At 27.4% G+C, this 23,936-nt stretch carries 20 protein-coding genes; 5 read left to right on the forward strand and 15 right to left on the reverse strand.

Annotation, left to right across the window (positions count from 1 at the left end; all coding sequences use genetic code 11):
• Nucleotides 1-372: 372 nt before the first annotated feature.
• The 4 genes from ACFYH6_RS10920 to ACFYH6_RS10935 form a co-directional block, all read right to left on the reverse strand.
• The gene (locus ACFYH6_RS10920; protein WP_416179921.1) at nt 373-2,430 is read right to left on the reverse strand and encodes an SPFH domain-containing protein; all 2,058 of its coding nucleotides are present in this window, start codon (nt 2,428-2,430) and stop codon (nt 373-375) included.
• A gap of 498 nt (nt 2,431-2,928) precedes the next feature.
• Nucleotides 2,929-6,012, reverse strand: coding sequence for a metallophosphoesterase (locus tag ACFYH6_RS10925; protein ID WP_416179922.1), 3,084 nt, complete (start codon nt 6,010-6,012; stop codon nt 2,929-2,931).
• Nucleotides 6,013-6,099: 87 nt separating this feature from the next.
• Nucleotides 6,100-7,647, reverse strand: a complete 1,548-nt coding sequence (locus ACFYH6_RS10930; protein ID WP_416179923.1) for a deoxyguanosinetriphosphate triphosphohydrolase family protein — start codon at nt 7,645-7,647, stop codon at nt 6,100-6,102.
• 177 nt (nt 7,648-7,824) lie between these two features.
• A complete protein-coding gene (locus tag ACFYH6_RS10935) occupies nt 7,825-10,020 on the reverse strand; it encodes a DNA topoisomerase III (RefSeq protein ID WP_416179924.1) in 2,196 nt (731 codons plus the stop codon).
• A gap of 190 nt (nt 10,021-10,210) precedes the next feature.
• Here ACFYH6_RS10935 and ACFYH6_RS10940 point away from each other — a divergent pair, with 190 nt between their 5' ends.
• Nucleotides 10,211-10,621: a hypothetical protein gene (locus ACFYH6_RS10940; protein ID WP_316343104.1), complete on the forward strand. Its 411-nt coding sequence runs from the start codon at nt 10,211-10,213 to the stop codon at nt 10,619-10,621.
• Nucleotides 10,622-10,725: 104 nt separating this feature from the next.
• Here the strand turns inward: ACFYH6_RS10940 and ymfI are convergent, their stop codons facing one another.
• The 3 genes from ymfI to ACFYH6_RS10955 are packed head-to-tail and all read right to left on the reverse strand — an operon-like array spanning nt 10,726 to nt 13,377.
• Complete coding sequence (gene ymfI, locus ACFYH6_RS10945; protein WP_416179925.1) at nt 10,726-11,469, reverse strand: elongation factor P 5-aminopentanone reductase; 744 nt, start codon at nt 11,467-11,469, stop codon at nt 10,726-10,728.
• 16 nt (nt 11,470-11,485) lie between these two features.
• A complete protein-coding gene (locus ACFYH6_RS10950) occupies nt 11,486-12,418 on the reverse strand; it encodes a dipeptidase (RefSeq protein WP_416179926.1) in 933 nt (310 codons plus the stop codon).
• Nucleotides 12,419-12,432: 14 nt separating this feature from the next.
• The gene (locus tag ACFYH6_RS10955) at nt 12,433-13,377 is read right to left on the reverse strand and encodes a metallophosphoesterase (protein ID WP_316343107.1); all 945 of its coding nucleotides are present in this window, start codon (nt 13,375-13,377) and stop codon (nt 12,433-12,435) included.
• A 152-nt stretch (nt 13,378-13,529) separates the two neighbouring features.
• Here ACFYH6_RS10955 and ACFYH6_RS10960 point away from each other — a divergent pair, with 152 nt between their 5' ends.
• The gene (locus ACFYH6_RS10960; RefSeq protein ID WP_416179927.1) at nt 13,530-14,651 is read left to right on the forward strand and encodes an amidase domain-containing protein; all 1,122 of its coding nucleotides are present in this window, start codon (nt 13,530-13,532) and stop codon (nt 14,649-14,651) included.
• 176 nt (nt 14,652-14,827) lie between these two features.
• On the opposite strand, the gene ACFYH6_RS10965 is transcribed toward ACFYH6_RS10960, so the two are convergent.
• Genes ACFYH6_RS10965 through modA form a run of 3 tightly spaced genes read right to left on the reverse strand, consistent with a single transcriptional unit; the run spans nt 14,828 to nt 17,372 of the window.
• Nucleotides 14,828-15,895 (reverse strand): sulfate/molybdate ABC transporter ATP-binding protein, encoded by a 1,068-nt coding sequence (locus tag ACFYH6_RS10965; RefSeq protein ID WP_416179928.1) that lies wholly within the window; start codon nt 15,893-15,895, stop codon nt 14,828-14,830.
• 10 nt (nt 15,896-15,905) lie between these two features.
• Entirely contained in the window at nt 15,906-16,577 is a 672-nt protein-coding gene (modB, locus tag ACFYH6_RS10970; protein ID WP_316343110.1) for a molybdate ABC transporter permease subunit, read from the reverse strand.
• 9 nt (nt 16,578-16,586) lie between these two features.
• The gene (gene modA, locus ACFYH6_RS10975; RefSeq protein WP_416179929.1) at nt 16,587-17,372 is read right to left on the reverse strand and encodes a molybdate ABC transporter substrate-binding protein; all 786 of its coding nucleotides are present in this window, start codon (nt 17,370-17,372) and stop codon (nt 16,587-16,589) included.
• A 251-nt stretch (nt 17,373-17,623) separates the two neighbouring features.
• Here modA and ACFYH6_RS10980 point away from each other — a divergent pair, with 251 nt between their 5' ends.
• A complete protein-coding gene (locus ACFYH6_RS10980; protein WP_316343112.1) occupies nt 17,624-18,145 on the forward strand; it encodes an excisionase family DNA-binding protein in 522 nt (173 codons plus the stop codon).
• Between the two features lie 121 nt (nt 18,146-18,266).
• On the opposite strand, the gene ACFYH6_RS10985 is transcribed toward ACFYH6_RS10980, so the two are convergent.
• The 4 genes from ACFYH6_RS10985 to glyA all read right to left on the reverse strand — a co-directional run bounded on the left by ACFYH6_RS10985 (nt 18,267) and on the right by glyA (nt 22,157).
• Nucleotides 18,267-18,983 (reverse strand): N-acetylmuramoyl-L-alanine amidase, encoded by a 717-nt coding sequence (locus ACFYH6_RS10985; RefSeq protein WP_416179930.1) that lies wholly within the window; start codon nt 18,981-18,983, stop codon nt 18,267-18,269.
• A gap of 63 nt (nt 18,984-19,046) precedes the next feature.
• Nucleotides 19,047-20,000 carry an RsmB/NOP family class I SAM-dependent RNA methyltransferase gene (locus ACFYH6_RS10990; protein ID WP_416179931.1) on the reverse strand — a complete coding sequence of 318 codons (954 nt, stop codon included), beginning with the start codon at nt 19,998-20,000 and terminating at the stop codon, nt 19,047-19,049.
• A gap of 91 nt (nt 20,001-20,091) precedes the next feature.
• Nucleotides 20,092-20,847, reverse strand: coding sequence for an exodeoxyribonuclease III (locus ACFYH6_RS10995; RefSeq protein ID WP_316343115.1), 756 nt, complete (start codon nt 20,845-20,847; stop codon nt 20,092-20,094).
• A gap of 74 nt (nt 20,848-20,921) precedes the next feature.
• On the reverse strand, nt 20,922-22,157 hold the full coding sequence (gene glyA, locus ACFYH6_RS11000; RefSeq protein WP_416179932.1) for a serine hydroxymethyltransferase: 1,236 nt from the start codon (nt 22,155-22,157) through the stop codon (nt 20,922-20,924).
• Between the two features lie 209 nt (nt 22,158-22,366).
• On the opposite strand from glyA, the gene ACFYH6_RS11005 reads away from it, so the two are divergent.
• Together ACFYH6_RS11005 and ACFYH6_RS11010 are read left to right on the forward strand one after the other, a co-directional pair.
• Nucleotides 22,367-23,131: a threonine/serine exporter family protein gene (locus ACFYH6_RS11005; protein ID WP_416179933.1), complete on the forward strand. Its 765-nt coding sequence runs from the start codon at nt 22,367-22,369 to the stop codon at nt 23,129-23,131.
• A 14-nt stretch (nt 23,132-23,145) separates the two neighbouring features.
• On the forward strand, nt 23,146-23,625 hold the full coding sequence (locus tag ACFYH6_RS11010; protein ID WP_316344910.1) for a threonine/serine exporter family protein: 480 nt from the start codon (nt 23,146-23,148) through the stop codon (nt 23,623-23,625).
• A gap of 41 nt (nt 23,626-23,666) precedes the next feature.
• On the opposite strand, the gene ACFYH6_RS11015 is transcribed toward ACFYH6_RS11010, so the two are convergent.
• Nucleotides 23,667-23,855, reverse strand: coding sequence for a ferredoxin (locus tag ACFYH6_RS11015; protein WP_316344900.1), 189 nt, complete (start codon nt 23,853-23,855; stop codon nt 23,667-23,669).
• Nucleotides 23,856-23,936 lie beyond the last annotated feature (81 nt).

The raw sequence follows: 23,936 nt of genomic DNA on the forward strand, positions 1-23,936 counted from the left end.
AATAACCCTGGGCTTAATTACTTTTCTTATAAAATTACACCTTTAAATTAAATAAAAGTAGTTTTTATAAAGTAAAACTGCATAAATTCTTTAAATCTTAAATTCACACAATGAGATAGGATTATTAATATAATTATTTTTTGGGATTATATGATTTTTAATTATTGCTCTAAAACTATTTATCATATTTAACATCTTTCCTACCTCCTTTTTACTTTATTTTTTCTTACTCAATTATTATATTCTCTACAATATAAATTGTCAATAAATTCCTAACTTTTTTATTTTTTATTTTTTCTAAATTTTATAATAAATTTACTATTCTTAATAATTATAGGAGGGTAAACACCCTCCTATAAAAAATACCAATTATTAACTTTCTAACTCTGTAGGATTTTTTTCTCTTAGATTATTCATTATTTCTTCCTTTATTCTTAATATATCAGTTGATTCCTCAATAGTTTTATTTTCTCCAATTGCAGTTAGCTTTTCACTAAGTAGAAGCATAACTAAAGATTCAAAAGCATTAGCTCCCTTACCTTCCCCTTCTGTTCCAGTATTAATAAGAGTTCTTGGAACTATATCAATTTTTCCTTCTTTTATTGCATTTGTAAAAGAAGTCATAACATCATTTATAACTTTATATTGTGGTCCACCATAAGCATTTACCTGCTCTTTTGCAGCTATAGCCTTTGATATACCTACTCTTGCTTCCTTATCGGCATCTGCTTCTGCAGTTACTTTTATCTTAAAGGCTTCTGCTTCAGATTGCTTTTTAACTTTATAAGCATCTGCTTCCGCAAGATTTTGTATTTTTTCAGCATCTTGCTTAGCTTTCATAAGTTCTGCTTTACCTTGATTTTCTTGGATTCTAATATTAATATCTGATTCTGTTAATGTAGTTTGTTGTTTTGCAATAGCTTCTGCTTCTCTAAGTTCCTTTTCTTTTTCAGCTGCTCTTTGCTGAGTTTCATAAGTTTCAAGCTGTTCCTTTGCAATTTGTCTACTTCTTAACTGAGTTAATATTGTTTCAATATTTGTATCTGCTTTAGAGCTTCCAGGAGTTCCTATTAATACTTCTTCTAATTCTAAATTATAGTGATCAAATTTTCCCTTCATTTCTAATGAACTTTGAGCTTGAATTTCATTTCTTTGTTGTATTAATTCTATTAATGTCTTAGTTTGTCCTATATTCTTAAAATATGCAGATACCATAGGATCTAAAGTTTGATCTACAAGCATCTTTATATCTCCAAATCTTTGAATTACAAGAGGCGCTTTTCTATAGTCTATATGGAATACAACAGATAGTGGTAATGTTGGTTCAAAGGCGTCCTTAGTAATTAAATTTACTTCTTTAAGATTTTCATCATATTTATGACTACCATTTTGATTACTAATCCACTTTAATATTACATTAGTTGTTGGAACTTTAATTATATTACCTGCATAGGTGTTGAATGCATATTTACCAGGCATTAATGCTTCATTCCATACTCCTCTATAGCCCTTCTTAACTAGTTCTCCATGTTTATAGTCAGTTCCAGAAAAGTCTTCCCCTTTTGATCCTGTATATGAAACAACAACTCCTACAAATCCAACTGGAATAATAATTTTAGGAATATATTCTACTGTTGCAAATAATCTATTTATAAAATAAGTACCATCTGCTAAAACTTGATATTGTCTACCTCTATATCCACCCGCTCTTAAAAATGCATCAATATCTTGAAAATTATTATGGTAATTTTCATCATTATGATTATCACCAACTATAGGACATATTATATTTTCTGATCCTAGAGATTGTCCATCATGGACCGTTACTATTCCTACTAAATCACTATTTCCCTCAATTATTACTGGTTCAAATCCTCTTCTCTCAGAAATTAATCTAGACATAGTCGATATAGTATCTAGTTCTTGTCTATTTCCCATTTTCAAATAATAAGTTTTATTTTCAGTAATGATTACAAATTGTGCAAGGTTAAAAGCATAGGTACCTTCTCTTATTATTCCCCTTTGTGGACCTTTTTGCCCTCCATTTTCTAAGAATCCTCTTACATCTTGAAAGTTGTTTCCCTCTTTAACCACACTTCCTAAAGTTTGTGTAGCTTCAAGAGGCTTACCATCTCTTGCAAAAACATATGCAATTTTCCCTTGAGGTATTGTCACTAAAGGAACTATATGGACTTTATAAATAAATGGAGTTCTAAAATGAATACCTCCTCTTAGTAATGCTGGTTGATATCCTGCCTCCCCTTTTAATGCAATAATTTGTTCATTTAAAGAACCCTTTGTAGACCACCATTTTTCAACAATTCCCACCTTGTCATTTGGAATTATTCTAAAGCCTATAATCCAAAATAATATTATTACTCCTAGGATTATTACTGCTACTTTAATTCCAAGCAAAATTATTTCATTCATACTGCGCCTCCCATATTTAATATAAAAATTATACCAAATATTGGATGTTAAATATATTTTGATTTTACGCCAAATAGCTTCTATTTTCTTTAAAAAAGACAAAAGGAACAAGTAAAAATACTCGTTCCTTTCCCTATCTAATTATTATATTAGTCTTTTAAATTCATCTTTCCTAAAAACTCTGCAAAAGGATTGTTATTAAAATCTTCTGCTTCCTTTTTCATTTTCTTCATCATATTATTTACTTCTCTTTTATCTACTTTTCCCTTTTTATCAAATCTCTTCTCAAATTGTGATGCCTTTTCTTTTATGTCTCTACTGACATAGAAAAGTATTAATTATATGCTTATAACTAACTATATTGATTTATCTTTATCTCATATGAAATTGCAAAATTTTACTCTTATAGTTATGAAAGTTTCTAAATAATACAAGTCTTTTCACTTATAGTATAACTCATAATTCTAAACACTATTTAAAATAATATTTGTTACTTATTTATTTTTGTTTTAACAGCGCTCTTTTTTGGGACATATTATCTATTTTAAATAAATCTGAAATTATTTGTCTTTCTGCTCTATCTTCACAATACATATATAAATATTTTTGTACAAATGACCTTAAAATTATATATTTAATCTCATTTGTCTTGCACTTTTTAATAAAGGATTCTACCTCATCTTTTGGAAATTTACCATTAAAGCAATCAAGCTTTATACATAAGTTTATTAATTCTACAGAACTACATTTCATATTCTCGTAAATACTTTCATAAGTTTTAGATAATTTATTATCACCTACGCAAGATACTATTTTAGATATAAACGAATTAGTAAATAATACTACTAAGGTAAATATAATCATATCTGTTTTATCGATAATATCACCCCTACTAACAATATTATCTTCTTCTATTTCACTAATTATTCTTTCCAATAATTCATCTAATGAATCTCTAAGAATATAATAAGTTTCTGCTAATCCTCTTAACCCTACCTTATATAATTCCATTCCAATTTCAGTTTTTAAGCCCTTTTCTAGTTTACCCCAATAATTCTTAAGAACTTGCCCTAATATTTCCATACTTTTAAATGCTAAATTTAAATTATCTATAGGTGATAACTGTATTTCTTCTATTAAAATATCTTTGGCTTTAATTTCATTTACCCCTGTCGCACTTATAGCCATTTCCTTTTGCGAATCCATTCTGGTAAATCTTTCTTCTCTAGATTTAAAAACATCACATTTTTGTACTGTTAAAGGGGTTAATTTCATTTGTACTTCTTTAACAAATCCTAAATCATTATCTAAGTTTATATATGGTAAATCTTCGAAAATACTCTTAGTTTTTTTTATAATTTCATTTAAAATATATTTATCCCTAGTATGATGTACAATAAACATCAATATATTAGCGTATTCCTCAATATATAGTTTATTAACCATATTAGAAATAATATTCTTTGTTTCATTATCCCCTATATTCTCTGCTAAATATATGCCTACACAATAATAATAAATATATTCATAAGAAAATTTATATTCATCATCCTTAGTAACTTTTAAAATATTATGTTTAACCATTTTATCAATAATACTCTCAAAATTTATAAACTTTGAGAAACTATCACTAATATCATATTTATCACAGTATTCTAAGTGAAACCTTCTTAGTTTTATATTACTTATAGCTTTATTACATGTAATAAACATTTCATATGCTAATGTAACTATAAAAGTTTTCACTGCGCTTAATTCACCTTGTTCTGGAGTTATTTTACTTAAAGATTGCATGATAAGATATTCATAATAATATCCATATGAACTATTAATAAAATTATTGGGGCTACCTACATTTATAGACTGCAATAGTACGAGTATATAAAATGGAACAGAAGGAATATAATTTTTACCAAGAACTACATTTACTATCTTCATATCTTCATCATCTTTTTCCAACAATTCTTTTGGAGTAGTGCTATCACTTAGATCTATTGTGTTCCATTTATGAATTATTTTATTTTTCATACGATATCCGAATTCTTTAATCTTATAGTGTTGAAAATTACTATTAAATATTGATTCAATTCCACTTGATATTGATTCTTTGACATTGATATTATCATTAGTCAAAATAATTATTCTCCCGTAATTCTCAACTAAATTTTTAACCATTTTTTCTCTAGTCTTATAAGATTGGGCTATATTATTAAAATCATCAATTATTATAATAATTGACTCTTTATTCAGTTGCTTAAATTCCTCTAAATATTTTTTATCATATTGTTGCAAAAATAGCTTATCTATTTCTTTTCGTATATTATCCTTACTATCATAGTTGTAATTATTTCCATTAATAAATATCGGAACTTTACCTTCATTATATAAATCCTTAAATAACATTTTAGCCAAACTTGTTTTACCACTTTTCTCTTGCCCAGTTATATATATATATTTATTCCCTACTCCATCTAATAGTTGCTCTGAATTTTTAATAATTTCTTTATCAATTTCTGACTTAATAATTTCCTTTTCTGATAAACAAGTTAAATCTGGATAAACAAATACATCATTTAATGTCAAATTAATATTTTGTCCTTTTGTAATATTGGCACCAATATCCATTAAATATTCTTTAAAGTTGGCTAATATTTGAAAATTTTTTTCACTATGTTTTAATTTTATATTAAATATTTCAGATTCTGTTTCTATATAGAGTTTATTTTTATAAATATACTCAGTTAAAGATAAACTTAAATTTTTTAAATCTAAAATGACTAAATTAAAAGAACTGTCATTACTACTTCCATGTGGTTGAAGTGCTCCCCCTTTAATATATATAGTATTTGTACATTTTTCTTCATGATTATATGCTTTCGAGTCATGTTCGTGTCCTTGGAAAACTATATTTGAATATTTATTTAACCCATCATCAAATTCATTGCTATCTATTGGATGGCACCATTTTGATGGATGATGTAATATTGATATTACAATACCATCTAATTCTTTTAATTTATCCGTATATTTTCCAAGTGGAAAGAATAAATTTGGTGATTCTTCTTTTTCAGAAATCCACGACGTATTTATCCCAACAAAATATATATTTTTATTTTCATTATTATAATTGGTAATACTTATTAGTTTATCTTTATAACAAACGTTATCTTCTGAAAAAGTATCTTCAAATTCATAATAATTATTCTGTACATTGCAACAATTCTCAATCACACTTTCTTTAACATCTCGATTTTTAATTATATCTTTAATTAAAATACTCCTTACTTCATTTTTATATTCATCACTAAAATCACAATCATGATTTCCTGGGACCATTATAAGTGATACTTTTTTATTTAAATATTCCGCTAAACTATATTTCAGATCTAAAATTATTTCAAATGCTACTTCATACTGTTCTTTATATCCATAATTTGCAATGTCACCACTTATTAATATTATAACTTCTTTTGTATCAATTAATTGATTTTTAGTTGCATCAAATACCTTTTTTATCTTGCTAATAACTCCATCATTTTTATTGTTTAGATGAATATCGCTCAAATGTATAATTCCTATCATAACTACTACTCCTTATTATTTTTATAGAAAAAGTTGTTATCAATCTCAATAATAACTTTACTAAACCATATATTATAACTAAATTTCTTAAATAATATTATACAATTTTCTATGTTGTTCTATAGCGTACTTATCTGTCATGCCTGCGATATAATCACACACAGTTCTAAGTAGTGTTACTTTATAATAATTATAATCAATTATATTATTCTCTCTATTATAATGATATTCAGATACTAGATTTCTTAAATTACCTACTACATTATCTTCTAAATCATTTAGTTTTATATGTTCTTTATTTCCTTTATACAAATTATTGAATAATTTTACTATTGTCTTGTCAGGTAATTGTTGTGGGCTAATAATATACGCCTTAAAAAGCTCCTTTATTATATGTTGTCCAACTCCATCCATCGTCTGTGCTTGATGAGAATTTAATATTCTCTTCATTAAAAACTCCCCTAATTCTTTATCTTTTTTACTTATAAAACTACTATAACTAATTATATCTTCGTAATCTGTTATTGAATTCTTTATATTATAAAAATCTTCTTTATTATTTATATTATATTTTTTTGTAAATTTATTAAATTTATCTTTAATACTTAAAATTGCATCATATGTTAATAAATTTACTATAAACTTAGAAAACTTAGCTTTATATATATCAATACTATCCTTAGCTTTATATATATCAATACTATCCTCTGATGGTTTGTTAATGCTTTCAAAATTTTTCTTATGTTCTTCTATTACATTAAAAAAATCATCACCATTACTTATTTTACACTGTTCTATTTCTGTAAAAATATTTTCTCTATATTCATCAAAACTAAACATTTTACTTAGTTCATAATATAATTCCTCTTTACTTATTATATGGTACTCTAAAGCATCTTCAATATCATGATGTCTTTGGGCTATTTCATCTGCTAATGCAACTATTACCCCTTCAAAACTCCATTTATCATTTATTCTTTCATATAAGGGTACACTTTTAGCTTTAATATTTCTATAAAAACTTAAAGCTTCTTCTTTTTCTAAATTAACATTACATTCTTTATCCTTTTCATGTCTAAACATACATCTATTAGTTTTATCAGTCATTTTACACTTTTTGTAGTTCAATTTACTATGATTTAGCATTCCCCATAAAGTATAATCAGTTAGATTCATAGTATCTTCTAAATCTGTTGCTACCCTAACAGCCTGCCAATTATGTTTGAATCCTCTTACATTATTCAGTATCTCTGTTGGATTATTAAAATCTCTAATTTCATAACAGCCATTCATTATACTATTAAGCATTCGCTCTCCAACATGTCCAAAAGGTGTATGCCCTATGTCATGCCCTAATGCTATTGCTTCTGTTAGTTCTTCATTTAATCCTAATTCTTTTACTATTGTCCTTGCAATTTGTGCTACTTCTAAAGTATGAGTTAATCTTGTTCTTGCATGATCATCATTCCCAGCTAAAAAAACTTGAGTTTTCCCACTTAACCTTCTAAAAGCTCTAGAATACATTATTCTATCTCTATCTCTTTGAAAATCATTTCTTATAGTATGACTTTTTTCTTTTTTAATTCTTTTTGCAATATTATCATCAATTGCTAAGAAATAATATTTATCTCCCATATTTTATACCAGCCTTCATATAATTATTATTTTTTCCCATTTTATCAATAATATTGTAATATAAAGATGTATATAAAATCAATGTTATGTGAAATTAATCTCTTATAATAATAAAAATGTACAAAAACAGAGGATATATAGTCATTTAACTATATATCCTATATTTTAATTATTTCATTAGTCTTTTAAATTCATCTTTCCTAAAAGCTCTGCAAAAGGATTGTTATTAAAGCCCTCTGCTTCCTTTTTCATTTTCTTCATCATATTATTTACTTCTCTTTTATCTACTTTGCCTTTTTTATCAAATCTCTTTTCGAATTGTGATGCCTTTTCTCTAAAGTTACAATTAGTATTAGGACATACGTATATCTTACCTTCTCCTTGACCTCTAACTTCTAACTTTTTCTTACATTCTGGGCATCTTGCATTAGTAGTTCTACTTACACTTTCTCTATATCCACATTCTCTATCTTGGCAAACATGCATAACTCCATTTTTACCCTTAACTTCTAAAAGGTATTTTCCGCAATTAGGGCACTTTTTACCTGTTTTATTATCATGAACGAATTTACTATTATCATTTTTAACCGCCTCTACTAAGGCTATTGCATAATTTCTCATTTCTTTAATAAAGGCATTTGGATTATCTTTTCCCTTACTAATTCCATCAAGTCTACTTTCCCATTTTGCTGTTAATAGTGGAGACTTAAGTTCATTAGGTACTAAATCTATTAATTGTTTTCCCTTAGATGTTGGAACTATTTCTTTTCCCTTTTTCTCAATAACAAAAGAATTAAATAATTTTTCTATTATATCTGCTCTAGTGGCAACTGTTCCAAGTCCACCTGTTTCATTTAAAGTCTTAGCAGCTTCCTTATTTACATTTACATACTTTTGAGGATTTTCCATAGCTGATAAAAGTGTTCCTTCATTAAATCTTGCAGGAGGTTTAGTTTCTCCCTTATTTAATTCAAGCTTAGTAATATTTATTAAATCACCTTCAATAAATTTAGGAAGAACTTGATCCTTTAAATCTTCATCTTTTGAATCTTCTTCTGAAAAATCTTTATCATATAAGGCTTTCCATCCCTTTGACTTTATTACCTTTCCTTTAGCAACAAAGCTTTCTCCTTTTATATCTGCTTTTATATTAGTTTGTATATATTCAAAAGGTGGCATTAATACACTTAAAAATCTTTTAATAACAAGATCATATATATGCCTTTCTTCAGAACTTAAATTACTTAAGTTAGGCTTTTGTTCTGTTGGAATTATAGCATGGTGATCACTAACCTTACTATTATCTACAAAGCTTTTATTTGAATTAATTTTATTCTTCAGTATTTCAGAAGCTGCCATTCTATATTCTCCAATAGATATAGCTCTTAGTCTTTCTGGAATAGTTGGTACTATATCTGTAGATATATATCTTGAATCAGTTCTTGGATAAGTAAGTATTTTGTGATTTTCATAAAGTCTTTGCATTATAGATAAGGTTTGCTTTGCTGAATAGCCCCAAATTTTATTTGCATCTCTTTGAAGTTCTGTTAAGTCATAAAGAGCTGGTGAGAACTTTTTCTTAGGAGTTTCTGTTATTGATACTATCTTTGCATTTTCTCCTTGAACTTTACTTATTATTTTATTTGCAAACTCTTCATCGAATATCCTTAAATTATTATCCTTATTAACCCATTGAAAACTTACATCTTTTCCCTTTGCATTTATAGTGTAAAAGGTCTTAGGTTTAAAATTCTTAATTTCCTCTTCTCTATTAACTATCATAGCTAAGGTTGGTGATTGAACCCTTCCTGCTGAAAGTTGTGCATTATATTTGCAAGTTAAGGCTCTTGTAGCATTAAGTCCAACTATCCAATCCGCTTCTGCCCTACATACTGCTGCCTTATATAAATTTTCATATTCACTTCCTGATTTTAAATTTCTAAAACCTTCAAGTATTGCCTTATCAGTTTGTGAAGATATCCAAAGTCTCTTTATTGGCTTTTTAACTCCTGCCTTTTCTATTATCCATCTTGCAACTAGTTCCCCTTCACGTCCTGCATCAGTTGCAATAACTATTTCTTCTATATCATTTCTATTTAAAAGTTTTTTCACTTCATAAAACTGCTTTGATGTTTTCTTTAAAACAGTAAGCTTCATATGCTTAGGTAACATTGGTAGAGTTTCCATACTCCAATGCTTATATTTTTCGTCATAGCTTTCTGGGTCTTGTAATCCAACTAAATGTCCTAAAGCCCAAGTTACAACATATTTGTTTCCTTCTATATAAGCTCCCTTATTTACATTAGATTTTAAAACCTTTGCTATATCTCTACCTACAGATGGTTTTTCTGCAAGTACTAGTATTTTTCCCATATTTTATTTCCTTTCTTTTGCATAACAAGGATAAATATATAAAAATAGTACATATCATTTATATTCTTCCTTCTTAAACAATTCCATAACTATATATATTTTCTAAACTCAATATATCTATTATAACACAGAGTTAGTTTTATTGTTATTTTATGATATAATAACGATAAAGATATTGGGGGACAAACATATGGTAGAAATATTAAAATTAGTAGCAAGTTTTATAAATGATTTACACGATAAAGTATTAGATATTGTAAGTATTGCAGGATATCCATTAAACGATAAACAACTTCACTTTATATTTATGGCATTAATCGGTATTATAATATTTGCCTTTACTCAACTTATATTTAAGAAATTATCAAAATACAGCATTACTGCTATTTCCTTTATTTATACACTAACTGTAATGATAGTTATAGTATTTGCTATAGAAATTCAACAAAAGCTAACAAACAGAGGAAATATGGAATTTGCAGATATAGCCTATGGTCTATACGGTTTTATTTACATATTTTTAATTTACTTATTAATTAAATTCATTATAATAGCAATAAAGTTGCTTTATAAAAAATACTCAAAACATAATAAAAGATAAAAATAAGAGGCTACTTAAAGTAGCCCCTTATTTAAAATCCTGTAATTTTAAAACTACGTAAGTAGTTTTTACCTTAATTATGCATTCTTAATTGTGCGCTAGCACTAAATCATTGCTCCATCAATTTTAATTATTTGCCCAGTTAAATACTTACATTTATCACTACATAAGAAAATTATCATTTTAGCTATTTCCTCAGGACTTCCAAATCTTCCAAATGGAATTTCTTCTTCTAATTCTTTTCTTTCTTCGGTAGATAAAAATGAATTCATTTCAGTATCTATTACTCCTGGGGCTATAGCGTTAACTCTTATGCCCATAGGTGCTAATTCCTTTGCTAAGGATTTAGTAAATAAGTTAATAGCTCCCTTAGTACTAGAATATAAAACTTCACAAGAAGCTCCTGCTTCCCCCCATATAGATGAAATATTTATTATATTTCCACTGCATTTACTTAACATATGAGGTATTGCTTCTTTACTTAAATACATAGCCCCTAATACATTTATTCCAAATATATCGTTGATATTTCTATCTGAAAAATCCATAAACAATCCTCTAAAAGAAACAGCTGCATTATTTATTAATATATCTATTTTCCCAAAAGTAGTAATTACGAAATCCATCATATTTTTGCATACTTCATAATTTGATATATTACCCTTATATAATTTAGCATATCCTCCTAGGGCTTCTATTTCCTTTAAGGTTTCCTCTGCAGATAAATCATCCTTAGAATAATTTAAAATTACAGTAGCTCCTTCTTTAATAAGTTCAATAGCTATAGCCTTTCCAATTCCTCTTGTTGCACCAGTAACAAGTGCTATTTTTCCTTCTAAACGTTCCATTTTTCACTCCTGTTTTTTACATCCACTCTTTAAGGACTCTTTTTACATTTCCATAAAAGATTTTATCAATTTCTGAATTTGTGAAGCCTTCTTTTAATAAAGCATCTCTTAGTCTTCCTATTTCACCTATATTTTCAATTTCAACTTCATTTCCTATTCCATCAAAATCTGTTCCTAAAGCAAGTACATCTATTCCTCCAACATTTCTAGTATGTTTAATATGTTGAATCATAGAATTAATTGAAGGAACTTTCTCGCTACCTAAAAATGGTGCACAGAAGTTTAATCCCATAACTCCACCTTTTTCCGCAAGCTTAACTATCATATCATCAGTTAAATTTCTTGAATGATCTGTAATAGCTCTAGCATTTGAATGAGTTGCTATAAAAGGCTTCTTACATATATCAATTAAATCATAAAATCCACCATCTGATAAGTGAGAACAATCAGGTATTATACCTACTCTCTCCATTTCTAGTACTATTTCTTTACCTTTTTCAGTTAATCCATAATCTTTATATTTATAACCTGCATTTGGATATCCTATACTATTTTTAAAGTTCCAAGTTAAAGTTATAAACCTTATTCCCATATTATAAAGCTCTTCTACTCTCTCTACCTTTCCCTCTAAAACTTCTCCTTCTTCTATTGATAAAAATGCTCCTATTTTACCTTTATTATTAACATTTTCTAACTCATTTAAATTTCTTACTATTTCTATACTACCTTCATTTTCCTTTATTTCACTAATAAAATTATTATACATATTAATAAATTCAGTATAAGGATTTTCCACAATATTTAATTCTATAAAATGTGCAAATACTTGTGCTTTTGCCTTTGCTTTTTTTAATTTTTCTATATCTACCTTACAAATACTTTCCTTTAATTTCAAATTTTCATATAATAATCTGCTAGCTGTATCGCAGTGTAAATCTATTGAATACATCTTACTTTCTCCTCCTATTTCTTTTTCTTTTCCTCTTCTATCATTCTTATTCTTTCATCTCTTGCCCACAATAAATAATTTTCCAATCTATAGGGTCCTGTTATTACCTTCCTTCTAACCCATAAAACTCCTGACTCTTGGGATTCTATATTCCACTTAACTAAAGAAATACTTCCTTTTTCAATTTCTAAAGCAGTTATTGCATAGGGCAATACACAACATCCATCATTAAAATATGGAGGTTCATTTATTTCTGGCATCCTACTATTATGTGTATGTCCACAAAGTATCATCTTACCATTATCCTTAGTCCATTTTAATAATTTTCTATCTACCTTATTACCTTTTTTATTATTTATAGCTGGACTTGTTGGATCATTAAATCCTGCAATACCATTTAAAAACTTCCATACATATCTTACTAGAAATCTTGATAAAATCCAAAAATTAGAATTCATTAAATCTACTTGATGACCGTGGGTTACTAAAAACTTCTCATTTATTGGAGTATATTTAAAATTTATAGCTTCATAAAAATCACCGTCTTTAATAAGTTTCAAAAAATTCTTTCCATAGTTATCTCCCAATTTTCTAAAAGCTCTATATTGGGTAGTATAAAAATTTTCTCTATTTTTTATTATATCATGATTACCATAAATAAGATAAATTCTATTTTCATCTTTAAACTTATTTAATATCTTGAAAATATCACTATAAATATAAGCAATATTATTGCAATACCTATTTTTCCAAAGTTCATCTCCATCTCCAACTTCTACATAGGTAAATCCTTTTTTAAAATAATACCCTAAAGCAGTTTTATATATATTTTTGTTTGGCAAAAGGGAATCATAATATGTTCCATCTCCTCTATGGATATCAGAAATAAAAACTATATTATCTCCATCATCAAATTTAACTTCTTTAGCATTATCATATAAATAATTTAACCTTTTCATTTATATAACCTCTTAAATTAATTATTTATATTATATGGTTAATATTACTTATTTGCTAAAAACATCCTATCTAAATACTTATAACTTATATATAAATTTTGTAGTTTTAGTACAAACTACAAGTAAGTATTTAAGAAAGGGGAAGTTTATTTGTGAAATTTAAATTAATTAATATAGCCTTAGTTATTTTTCTTATATTTAATATTATTCCTGCTTCACATTGCTTTGCTTTAGAGGATGAATCAAATACCACAAAAATAGATTACTCTTCTGATGAAGTAAAAAAAGAATTTAAAGATTTACTTGAAAATCTATTTACTCAAAGAAATACAGCAATAGTATCTAATGATACAGAACTTTTAAAGGACTTTTATAATTTAAAGATTAAAGTAAGCTTATGGGCTTATGAAAGTGAAGCTAAGAAAACTCAGTATTTAATTAACTGGTCAGAAAAACAAGCTGTAAAGTTTAAAGATATAAAATCTATTGTAAAGATAAGAAAAGTAGCAGAAAAAGAGCCCAATCTCTATGGAGTAATTTGCGATGTGGCTACAGATTTTTATTATTATTACATTGATTCACCAGATATAATTAATCATTTTAGACTTGGAACTAATCACTATTTAAATTTAAAGAAAATTGATGATAAATATATTATTACAAAGGAGTGGTATACAGATCCCTTTGCAGATTCCTTAGATTTAAATAATATAAAATCTGATGAAATTAAAAATTTTATATTAAAGCAAAATGCTCCTAGTTTTTCACCTAACGAAAGATTACAAAAAGCTATAGATTATGCTCATATGTACTGTGGTGTTTCTGAAGATGAAAATTTCACTTTTAAATATAATACAAAATACAAAGATCATAATCCAGACGGTGGTGACTGTGCAAACTTCGCTTCACAAATTCTTTTTGAAAGTGGAGCCTTTAAGAAAAATTCTGCATGGAATTATTCTGGAAAAGAAGGTACTAAAGCTTGGCTTAATGCCCAAGGATTTAAAAACTATATGGTTAATAGTGGTAGAGCCTCTTATATTGCAAAAGGAACCTACCAACAAATTTATCAATCAGCCTTTAATATGAGGCCTGGAGATTTTGTTGCATATGAAAAGAAAGGCAGAATAACTCATGTATCAACTGTTACAGGCTTTGACTCTAAAGGATATCCATTAGTAACCTGCCATAATACTAATAGACTTTTAGTACCTTATGATTTAGGTTGGAGCAATGATAATATAAAATTCCATCTTATTCATGTTCATTACTGAAGGTAATAATTCCTCATTTTATTCGGAATTATGAAAACTATTCTATATATTTTTATAGTCTTTTAGTTGTTTATTTCTTTTTATACATTCCTTAATGAAAAATAAAGGGATATGTAGTAAAATTATATTTACTACACTTCCCTTTGTATTTAATATCTTTATGAAAAAGTAAGAGTTTACTCTAAAGGTAAAATGTATTCTTTTGGAATTCTCAAAATTAATTTTTCTTTATTTTTTCTATTTTCCCAATCTTCTTTTTTAACTTTAAATAAGATTTTGTTATCATTTATACTTTTTATAGAATTTTGATTTTCAAATAATATATTATATTCAAAAACCTCTTCTTCTATTTTATCTATTTTACATTCTATAATATTTTCTAAATAATTATTTTCAATTTTATCTACAATAATAAAATTATGAGCTCTAATTCCTACATAATTAATATTTTTATTATTTAGGGGCTCTGTTTCTAATATTATATCCCAATCTAGGGCATGTATCTTATTATTTGATAAAACTTTGCAAGGTGAAATATTCTTGCAACCTGTAAGAATTGCAGCTTCTTTTATATTTGGATTTTTAAATACTTCCTTTGTATCACCTAGTAAAATTGATTTTCCCTTCTCTATTATAGAAATATTTTTACAAAATTTATAAACTTCGTCTCTGCTATGTGTAACCATAAGCACTTCTCCATGATAAAAATTCAAAAGTTCTAATACTTCTCTTTGAAGCTTTTCTTTTAAATAGGAATCTAAGGCTGAAAAAGGCTCATCTAGCATTAAAATATCTGGTTTATATATAATGCATCTAGCTATGGCTACTCTTTGCTGTTGTCCACCTGAAAGTTGTCTTGGATACTTTTTTTCAAGACCTTGTAAATGAAAGCTTTTTATTATTTCACTTACCTTTTTAGCTTTTTCCTCTTTCGAGTCCTTCAAGGCTATACCTATGTTTTCCTCTACAGTCATATTTGGAAACAAGGCATAATTTTGAAATAAATATCCTATCTTTCTTTCTTGTGGCTTTAAATTAATATTATTTTTTGAATCAAATAGTACTTTTCCATTTAAAACAATAAGCCCCTCATCAGGTGTTTCAATTCCAGCAATACACTTAAGAGTCATACTTTTACCACTGCCTGATGCTCCTAAAATCCCAAGATAATCACCCTTGGTTTCAAAAGAAACATCTAGAGAAAATCCTTTTAACTTTTTCTTAATATCTACAAATAAGCTCATTTCTTCATACCTACTTTAAAAACTTTCTTTCTTTGATAGTGAAATAATTAGTTAAAATAATTACTATAAATGAAATTATAGTTACTATTAATACATAGTCTAGGGCTGATGCCATATTTCCTGCTGCTACTTCTGAATAAATAGCTAAGGGAAGTGTCCTTGTCTTATTTGCTATATTACCAGCTATCATTGCTGTTGCTCCAAATTCTCCAAGTCCCCTTGCAAAGGCTAATATTCCACCTGAAGCAACTCCAGGCATGGCATTTGGCATAATAATACGCCAAAATATCTTTCTCTCTGACATTCCAAGAGTTCTTCCCGCTAAAATCAAATTTTCATCTATTTGTTCAAAGGCTCCTCTAGCAGAGCGATACATAAGTGGGAAAGATATAACTACAGAAGCTAATACAGTAGCCCACCATGAAAAAACTATCTTAACCCCCATAAAGTCTAATAGGAATTTACCTATTGGTCTATTAACACCAAAAATTATTAAAAGAAAAAATCCTATAACTGTTGGAGGTAAGACAAGGGGCAAGGTTAAAAATCCATCTAAAATCATCTTCACTTTTTCACACTTTAAATTTACAACAAACTTTGCAATAAAAAGTCCTAATAAAAATGTGAATATCATTGAAATTAATGCAGTTCTTAAAGATATTATTATTGGTGATATATCCATTTTATTCTCCTATTTATTAGATGAAAATCCATACGTCTCAAAAACCCTTATTGCTTCACCTGATTGTAAAAAGTCAGCGAAGTTTTTTGATTCAGCTTTATTCTTAGATGCTTTAATTATTCCTATTGGGTAAATAACTTTAGAAACACTTCCTTCAGGAGCTTCTAAAACCACTTCTACTTTATCATTTGAAGCTGCATCAGTAGAATAAACCACCCCTGAATCTGCACTGCCTTCTGCTACCCAATTTAGAACTTCTGTTACATTTGTTCCTAAACTTGATTTTTTAGAAACCTCATCCCAAACTTTAAGATTTTCAAATAACTCCTTTGCATATTGACCAGCAGGTACACTTGCTGGATCTCCTATTGCTATTTTATCAGATTTTAATATATCATCAAAAGATTTTATTTCTTTGCTATTTCCTTTTGGTACAATAAGTACAACTTTGTTTTCTAATAACTCTACTATGGAGTTGTCTTCTATTAATCCTTTATTATTTAATTCATTCATTTGCTTTGTAGCTGCTGATATAAATACATCTATTTCAGCACCTTCTTCTATTTGAGATTTTAATTTTCCTGAACTATCATAAGTTGCTTGAACCTTAATATTAGGATATTTATCATTAAACATTGGAATTATTTTATCATCCAAACAGTTTTTTAAACTTGCTGCTGCTGCAATAGTAATAGTTTTTTCATTTGAATTCTTTGTAGCTTCCTTGGAAGCACAACCACTAAATAAAGTGCCTAATAAACCTAAAGTTAAAATTAAAACTGATTTCTTTTTCATTATATAATCTCCTTACAAATTTTTTTTGAAATAAAACCTAATAAAACAGAACAAAACAGAACTAAAATTGACAATCCTAATTATAATGTAAAAATATAGTAACTGTCAAATGCATATTATTTATATAACCTTCTCTATATTTAGAAATTTATTCATATATAAATCTCTAAGATATTTATAATATCTTATTTGTTATTATATAAATATTATGTTAAATTATTTCTATAATAATAAATGAAAAGGTGAAGAAAATGAATGAGGATGTTTTATATACTCCAGAAGAAATTGCTCAAAAACTAAAGATAACTAAAAGTACTGTATATGAAATGATAAAACGTGGAGATTTAGATGCACATCGTATGGGAAAGCATCTTCGTATATCTAACTCACAATATGAAGCCTATCTTTCAAAGGCTAAGGGTTACGAAAATACTTATGAAGGAAATATAATTAAAGAAGATGATGAAGTATTTGCAGAAGTTTCATCAGTAAGAATTCAAGTTAATACTGAGTTTACAGGTAATGTTAAAATTTCTATTAGGCCTGAAGATATTATCTTAAGTAAGGGCTCATTTATAAGTAGTGCAAGAAATGTTCATAAAGGTATTGTTTCTGATATTATTATAAATGGTAATAGTGCAAAGGTTATTTTAGATATAGGAATTCCACTAGTTGCTTTAATTACTAAAAAATCTCTATCAGATTTATCCATTGAAAAAGGAACCGAACTTTTCGCTATTTTTAAAACAATGTGCGTAAGAGTTTATAAATAAAAAAGTACATCTATTTAATTTTACTTATTTCGCCGCTGGCTCCAAGTCATGGTAAAATTAATAGATGCAATTCAAAACTGAAGATAGTAATTAAAGTAGAAGTAGGAAAAAATTCCTACTTCTATTTTTCTTCCTTATAAATTTCTAATGAATCTGCTACTATATTCATTAGCTTCTTTTGATAGCAAGGATCACATAACATCTTATCTTCACAATAGTTACTCATAAATCCCATCTCTAAGATAACTACTGGTACTGTGGACCAATTAAAACCTGTTATATCCTCTCTTTCAAAAATACCATTAACCTTTATACCTTGATTTTTTAAGTTTTCTTTTAATATATTAGCAAATTTATTACTTTCTTCATATATAGACTTAGTATTCTTGGAGTTCTTGGATGGAATTAAAATACTAGCTCCTGTTTTACTTGTATCCTTTAAGCTATCACAATGAATTCTAATTGTCATATTAGCCTTTGCTTTGTTGGCAACTTCTGCTCTTTCAGCATTGCTAATATTAGCTTCATGACTTTCTCTAGTCATTATTACATTGTATCCTTTTTCTATTAAAATATCTTTTAATAGAAGTGATGCTTCTAAATTCACTATATACTCAGCTTTTTTACTTCCTATTCCCTCTGTACCCTGAGATACTCTAGGTTTCTTACTACTTGAATTAGGAGAGGTAGGTTCTAGCTTACTGTCACCTTTCTTTTGATGACCTGGATCAATACAAATTGTAAAATTATTATTCTCTTTGTTATCAGCCTTTATTACAGCATTATTAATATTAAGTAAAAATATTAATACCATAATACCTACTATAAATTTCTTCATTTTAACCTCCAAAGCTATAATTAATTCTTATATTATAGTTTCCTCTAGTTAAACTAATTATTCTTAGGCTTTTAACAATTTTGCTATGAAAAATCCTTCCATATGATCATTGGGTATAACCCTTAATGATTTTTTTAATTCATCACTATATATTTTCCCATCATATCTTGTTATCCCTCTTATAATATTTTGCAAATTAATATCTATTTTTTCTAAGGTTAAATCCTTATATTTTCCTAATGCATAATTTATTATCTCTTCATTTTCAAAGGGATTTAATGTGCAAGTAGAATAAACCATAATACCTCCAGACTTTAAAGCATTATATGCACTATCTACTAACTTTTTTTGTAGCTTTGATGCTAATTCTATCTTTCTTTTACTCCAACTGCTTAAATATTTATTTGAATTAATTTTTATTGTACCCTCACCTGAGCATGGAGCATCTAATAATATTCTATCAAAATACATATTTAAACGTTTACCAATTGTACATCCATCTGAACCAAGGGCTATAACAGAAGAAGCACCTTGTTTTTCTATATTATAATTTAATCTTTCTCTTCTAACTTCATTAACATCATTTGCAAGAATAATAGCTTTATTATTAGTTAAATCAGCCATATATAAGCTTTTACCACCGGGTGCTGCACACATATCTAAAATCACATTATCCTCTTTTAAATCTAAAAATAATGGTGGTAGCATTGAGGATATATTTTGCAGATATATCTTTCCGCATTTATATACTTCTAATTTCCTTAAAGCACTTTCTTTTTTATCTTTAACTATAAAGGCATTTTTAATTATTGGATGATTTACTGCCTTAATCTTACTACTCATAAGTTCTTCCATAACTTCACTTTGATTTCCCCTTAAGTTATTCACTCTGAAACTTGTACTTCTTCCACTATAAAAACTTCTATAGATTGTATCTAACTGTTTAGTTGAATATATTTTTTCTAATATTTCAATAAGCTCCTTTGGTAAATATTTTTTGACTTCTTTAATTGACACTGCATCACCCCACTCACTCTTATTATACTATATTTACCAATAATGTAAAAAGTTACTTTATCATTGTTTTTGATAAAGTAACTTTTCTAAATTAAATATTAATTTCTAATTCAACTGGGCAATGATCTGAGCCAAATACTTCTGTATGTATTTTAGCACCTTCTAATTTTTCTTGCAGTGAATTTGATGTTAGGAAATAATCTATTCTCCAGCCTGCGTTCTTTTCTCTCGCTTTAAATCTATAGGACCACCAAGAATAAATTCCTGTTAAATCTGGATAAAAATATCTAAAGGTATCTGTAAATCCAGCAGATAATAGGCCTGTAAACTTATCTCTTTCTTCAATGGTAAATCCTGCATTTCTCAAATTAGTCTTTGGATTTTTTAAATCAATTTCTTTATGTGCAACATTTAAATCTCCACATACTATTACTGGTTTCTTTTTATCTAATTCTATTAAATAATCTTTAAAAGCATCCTCCCAAACCATTCTATAGTCTAATCTAGCTAGTTCATTTTTAGAATTAGGTGTATAAACTGTTATCATATAAAAGTTCTCAAATTCTAATGTAATTACTCTACCTTCTTTATCATGTTCTTCTATTCCAAGTCCATAGAAAACATTTAAAGGCTCTTTTTTAGTAAATATTGCAGTACCTGAATATCCTTTTTTCTCAGCATAATTCCAGTATTGATAGTAGCCAGGTAATTCTAAATCTATTTGACCTGCTTGAAGTTTGCTTTCTTGAATACAAAATATATCTGCATTAACTTCATTAAAGAAATCTAAAAAGCCTTTAGTAACACAAGCTCTTATTCCATTAACGTTCCATGATATTAACTTCATTTTTTTCTCCTTTATATTTATACTTTATTTATATTATAACAATTATATTTATTAAAACATAATAATTATTATATTTAATTATATAAAGGATGTTTTTCACATAAAGCTTTTACTCTTGTTTTTAAGTTATCTATATTTGGATTTTCTATAGAAAGAGTATCATTTATTATTGAAGCAATTTCTTTCATATCTTCAGTATTAAATCCTCTAGTTGTTACTGCGGCTGTACCCACTCTTATACCAGATGTTATAAATGGACTTTTAGTTTCATTAGGTACTGTATTTTTATTTACAGTTATTCCTATTGAGTCTAAAAGACTTTCTGCATCTTTACCTGTAACATTTTTATTATTTAAATCTACAAGAATTAAATGGTTATCAGTTCCACCTGATACTATCTTAAATCCATGTTTTATTAATTCTTCTGATAAAACATTACAATTAGTTACAACATTATTAATATATTCTTTATAAGATGGGTCTAAGGCTTCTTTAAAGCATACTGCCTTTGCTGCAATAGTATGTATTAAAGGTCCTCCTTGTATTCCTGGGAAAATAGTTTTATCTAATTGCTTTGCATACTTTTCCTTGCAAAGAATTAATCCCCCTCTAGGTCCCCTTAATGTTTTATGAGTAGTAGATGTTACAAAATCAGCATATGGTACTGGTGATGGATGTGCTCCTACAGCTACTAATCCTGCAATATGTGCCATATCTACCATAAAGTAAGCTCCTACTTCATCACATATATCTTTAAAAGTTTTAAAGTCTATAATTCTTGAATATGCACTTGCTCCTGCAATTATTAATTTTGGTTTATGCTTTATAGCTAAAGCTCTAACTTCCTCATAATCTATTTTTTCAGTTTCTTTATTAACTCCATAAGAAACAAAATTATATAATTTCCCTGAAAAATTAACTGGTGAGCCATGAGTTAAATGGCCTCCATGGCTTAAATCCATACCTAATACCGTATCACCATATTCTAATATTGACAGATATACTGCCATATTTGCTTGTGATCCTGAATGTGGTTGGACATTTGCATGTTCTGCTCCAAATAATTCCTTAGCTCTTTCTCTTGCTATATCTTCAACTTCATCTACAACATGGCATCCACCATAATATCTTTTATTTGGATACCCTTCTGCATATTTGTTTGTAAGATATGATCCCATAGCTTCCATTACTGCTTTAGATGTAAAATTCTCAGAAGCAATTAATTCTATTCCATCCTGCTGTCTTTTTAACTCCTTGTTAATTAGTTCTTCAATAACTTTATCTTCCCTAGAAAGATTTTCAAAATTCATTTAATCACCCCAAAATATTATTATAATTTATACTTTTAATAAATTATAAATATAATCTCAATAATAATCAATGAAAATATGTAATAATTTATTATTTAAATGTAGATTTTTAATGTCATATAATTAATTATTTTTAATAATGTATACTATATAATAATGGTATGTTATAATACCCTCAGAAATTTTAAGTTTGTAAGGGGCATAATATTATGGATTTAAATGAAATACTTCACGTAGCAACTTTTGCTGGAAAAATCATGTTAGAATCTGGTGGTGAAACCTATAGAGCTGAAGAAATAATATGGAGAATATGTAAGATCTATGGTATTGAAGAAGCTGAAAGTTTTGTAACTACAACAGGTATCATGGTTTCTATTTGTCATAATGGCAAAACATATTCTTTAATAAGAAGGGTTTCTGCTAGAACTATAGACTTGGATAAAGTAGATAAAGTAAATGACTTATCTAGAAATATTATTAGTAGAGGCTTAACTGTTACAGAATTAAAGGAACAGCTTAAAATTATTAATAATGGAGAAAGATATAGTAATAAAATAGCAATTATAATATCTGCTTTAGGAGCCTTCTGCTTCGTTTTTCTTTTTGGAGGACAATTACCTGAAGCAATTGCTGCATTTTTTATTGGTCTTATAATAAAATCTTTATCAATAAAATTCTCTGATCTCGAGATAAATCAATTTTTTATAAATAGTATTTGTGCAGGTATAACTGCTATTATGGCTATTATTTTCTTAAAATTAGGTTTAATAAATGATATGGATAAAACTATTATTGGATCTATAATGCTTTTAGTTCCAGGTCTTGCTATAACTAATGCAATAAGGGATACTATATCTGGAGATTTGCTTGCAGGTTCCACTAGAGCTGTAGAAGCTTTTTTAGTAGCAGTATCAATTGCTATAGGTACTGGTGCAGTACTTAGCTTTTGGATTTCTGCCTTTGGAGGTTTATAATGGATATTTCAACTATGTTAATACAATCTATTTTTGCTTTTTTTGCATCAATTGGATTTGGTATCTTATTTAATATAAAAGGAAGCAAATTATTTTATGCTGGTCTTGGTGGTGGTTTAAGTTGGTTTATTAGTCTATATTGCGAAAGCTTAGGTCTTAATACTACTTCTTCCTTTTTTATTGCATCAATAGTATTTAGTATTTATTCTGAAATTATGGCTAGGGTTTTAAAAACCCCTGTAACTTCACTAATAATTTGTGCTTTAATACCATTAGTTCCAGGTGGTGGCATGTATTATACTATGTATGAAGCTATTAACGGTAATATAATGCAATCTATAGAACTAGGTATAAATACTATTTCTAATGCAGGTTCCTTAGCTATTGGAATAATTTTCATTTCTACTTTAACACGATTGTTTATGAGAGCAAAGAAAAAGAGAGAATTTAGAGAATTAGAAAAAATATCTAAGAATAAAAATTATAAAAGGTAAATAAAGGCCATACAATGAAAATTGTATGGCTTTCTTTATATCTATTCTTCAATTGATATTGCAGTTACTGGACAGCTTTCACAAGCTTCTCTTGTTGCGTCAGCATATTCTGCTGGAACCTCGTCTACTTTTGGAGTTGAAACTCCTGTTTCTAAAGTGAAGACCTCTGGACAAATTCCTTCACATAAACCACATGAAATACAAGTATTTTCATCAACAAATGTTTTCATAAACCCGCCTCCTTATATTTACATTAAACTTAATTTACTAAATGTTACTATTCTTATTTAATAATGTTTATATATTTATTA

Origin of the sequence: Clostridium sp. HCS.1 (assembly GCF_047900555.1) — a bacterium.
Lineage (GTDB): Bacteria > Bacillota > Clostridia > Clostridiales > Clostridiaceae > Clostridium.

Excerpts from the sequence above, each read along its gene's own strand:
- ACFYH6_RS10940 (WP_316343104.1), top strand. The coding sequence starts at position 10,211 with ATGGTAGAAATATTAAAATTAGTAGCAAGTTTTATAAATGATTTACAC.
- glyA (WP_416179932.1), bottom strand. The coding sequence starts at position 22,157 with ATGAATTTTGAAAATCTTTCTAGGGAAGATAAAGTTATTGAAGAACTA.
- ACFYH6_RS11015 (WP_316344900.1), bottom strand. The coding sequence starts at position 23,855 with ATGAAAACATTTGTTGATGAAAATACTTGTATTTCATGTGGTTTATGT.
- ACFYH6_RS10950 (WP_416179926.1), bottom strand. The coding sequence starts at position 12,418 with ATGTATTCAATAGATTTACACTGCGATACAGCTAGCAGATTATTATAT.
- ACFYH6_RS10935 (WP_416179924.1), bottom strand. The coding sequence starts at position 10,020 with ATGGGAAAAATACTAGTACTTGCAGAAAAACCATCTGTAGGTAGAGAT.
- ACFYH6_RS10985 (WP_416179930.1), bottom strand. The coding sequence starts at position 18,983 with ATGAAGAAATTTATAGTAGGTATTATGGTATTAATATTTTTACTTAAT.
- ACFYH6_RS10980 (WP_316343112.1), top strand. The coding sequence starts at position 17,624 with ATGAATGAGGATGTTTTATATACTCCAGAAGAAATTGCTCAAAAACTA.
- ymfI (WP_416179925.1), bottom strand. The coding sequence starts at position 11,469 with ATGGAACGTTTAGAAGGAAAAATAGCACTTGTTACTGGTGCAACAAGA.
- modB (WP_316343110.1), bottom strand. The coding sequence starts at position 16,577 with ATGGATATATCACCAATAATAATATCTTTAAGAACTGCATTAATTTCA.
- ACFYH6_RS10930 (WP_416179923.1), bottom strand. The coding sequence starts at position 7,647 with ATGGGAGATAAATATTATTTCTTAGCAATTGATGATAATATTGCAAAA.
- modA (WP_416179929.1), bottom strand. The coding sequence starts at position 17,372 with ATGAAAAAGAAATCAGTTTTAATTTTAACTTTAGGTTTATTAGGCACT.
- ACFYH6_RS10965 (WP_416179928.1), bottom strand. The coding sequence starts at position 15,895 with ATGAGCTTATTTGTAGATATTAAGAAAAAGTTAAAAGGATTTTCTCTA.
- ACFYH6_RS10920 (WP_416179921.1), bottom strand. The coding sequence starts at position 2,430 with ATGAATGAAATAATTTTGCTTGGAATTAAAGTAGCAGTAATAATCCTA.
- ACFYH6_RS10955 (WP_316343107.1), bottom strand. The coding sequence starts at position 13,377 with ATGAAAAGGTTAAATTATTTATATGATAATGCTAAAGAAGTTAAATTT.
- ACFYH6_RS11010 (WP_316344910.1), top strand. The coding sequence starts at position 23,146 with ATGTTAATACAATCTATTTTTGCTTTTTTTGCATCAATTGGATTTGGT.
- ACFYH6_RS11005 (WP_416179933.1), top strand. The coding sequence starts at position 22,367 with ATGGATTTAAATGAAATACTTCACGTAGCAACTTTTGCTGGAAAAATC.
- ACFYH6_RS10995 (WP_316343115.1), bottom strand. The coding sequence starts at position 20,847 with ATGAAGTTAATATCATGGAACGTTAATGGAATAAGAGCTTGTGTTACT.
- ACFYH6_RS10925 (WP_416179922.1), bottom strand. The coding sequence starts at position 6,012 with ATGATAGGAATTATACATTTGAGCGATATTCATCTAAACAATAAAAAT.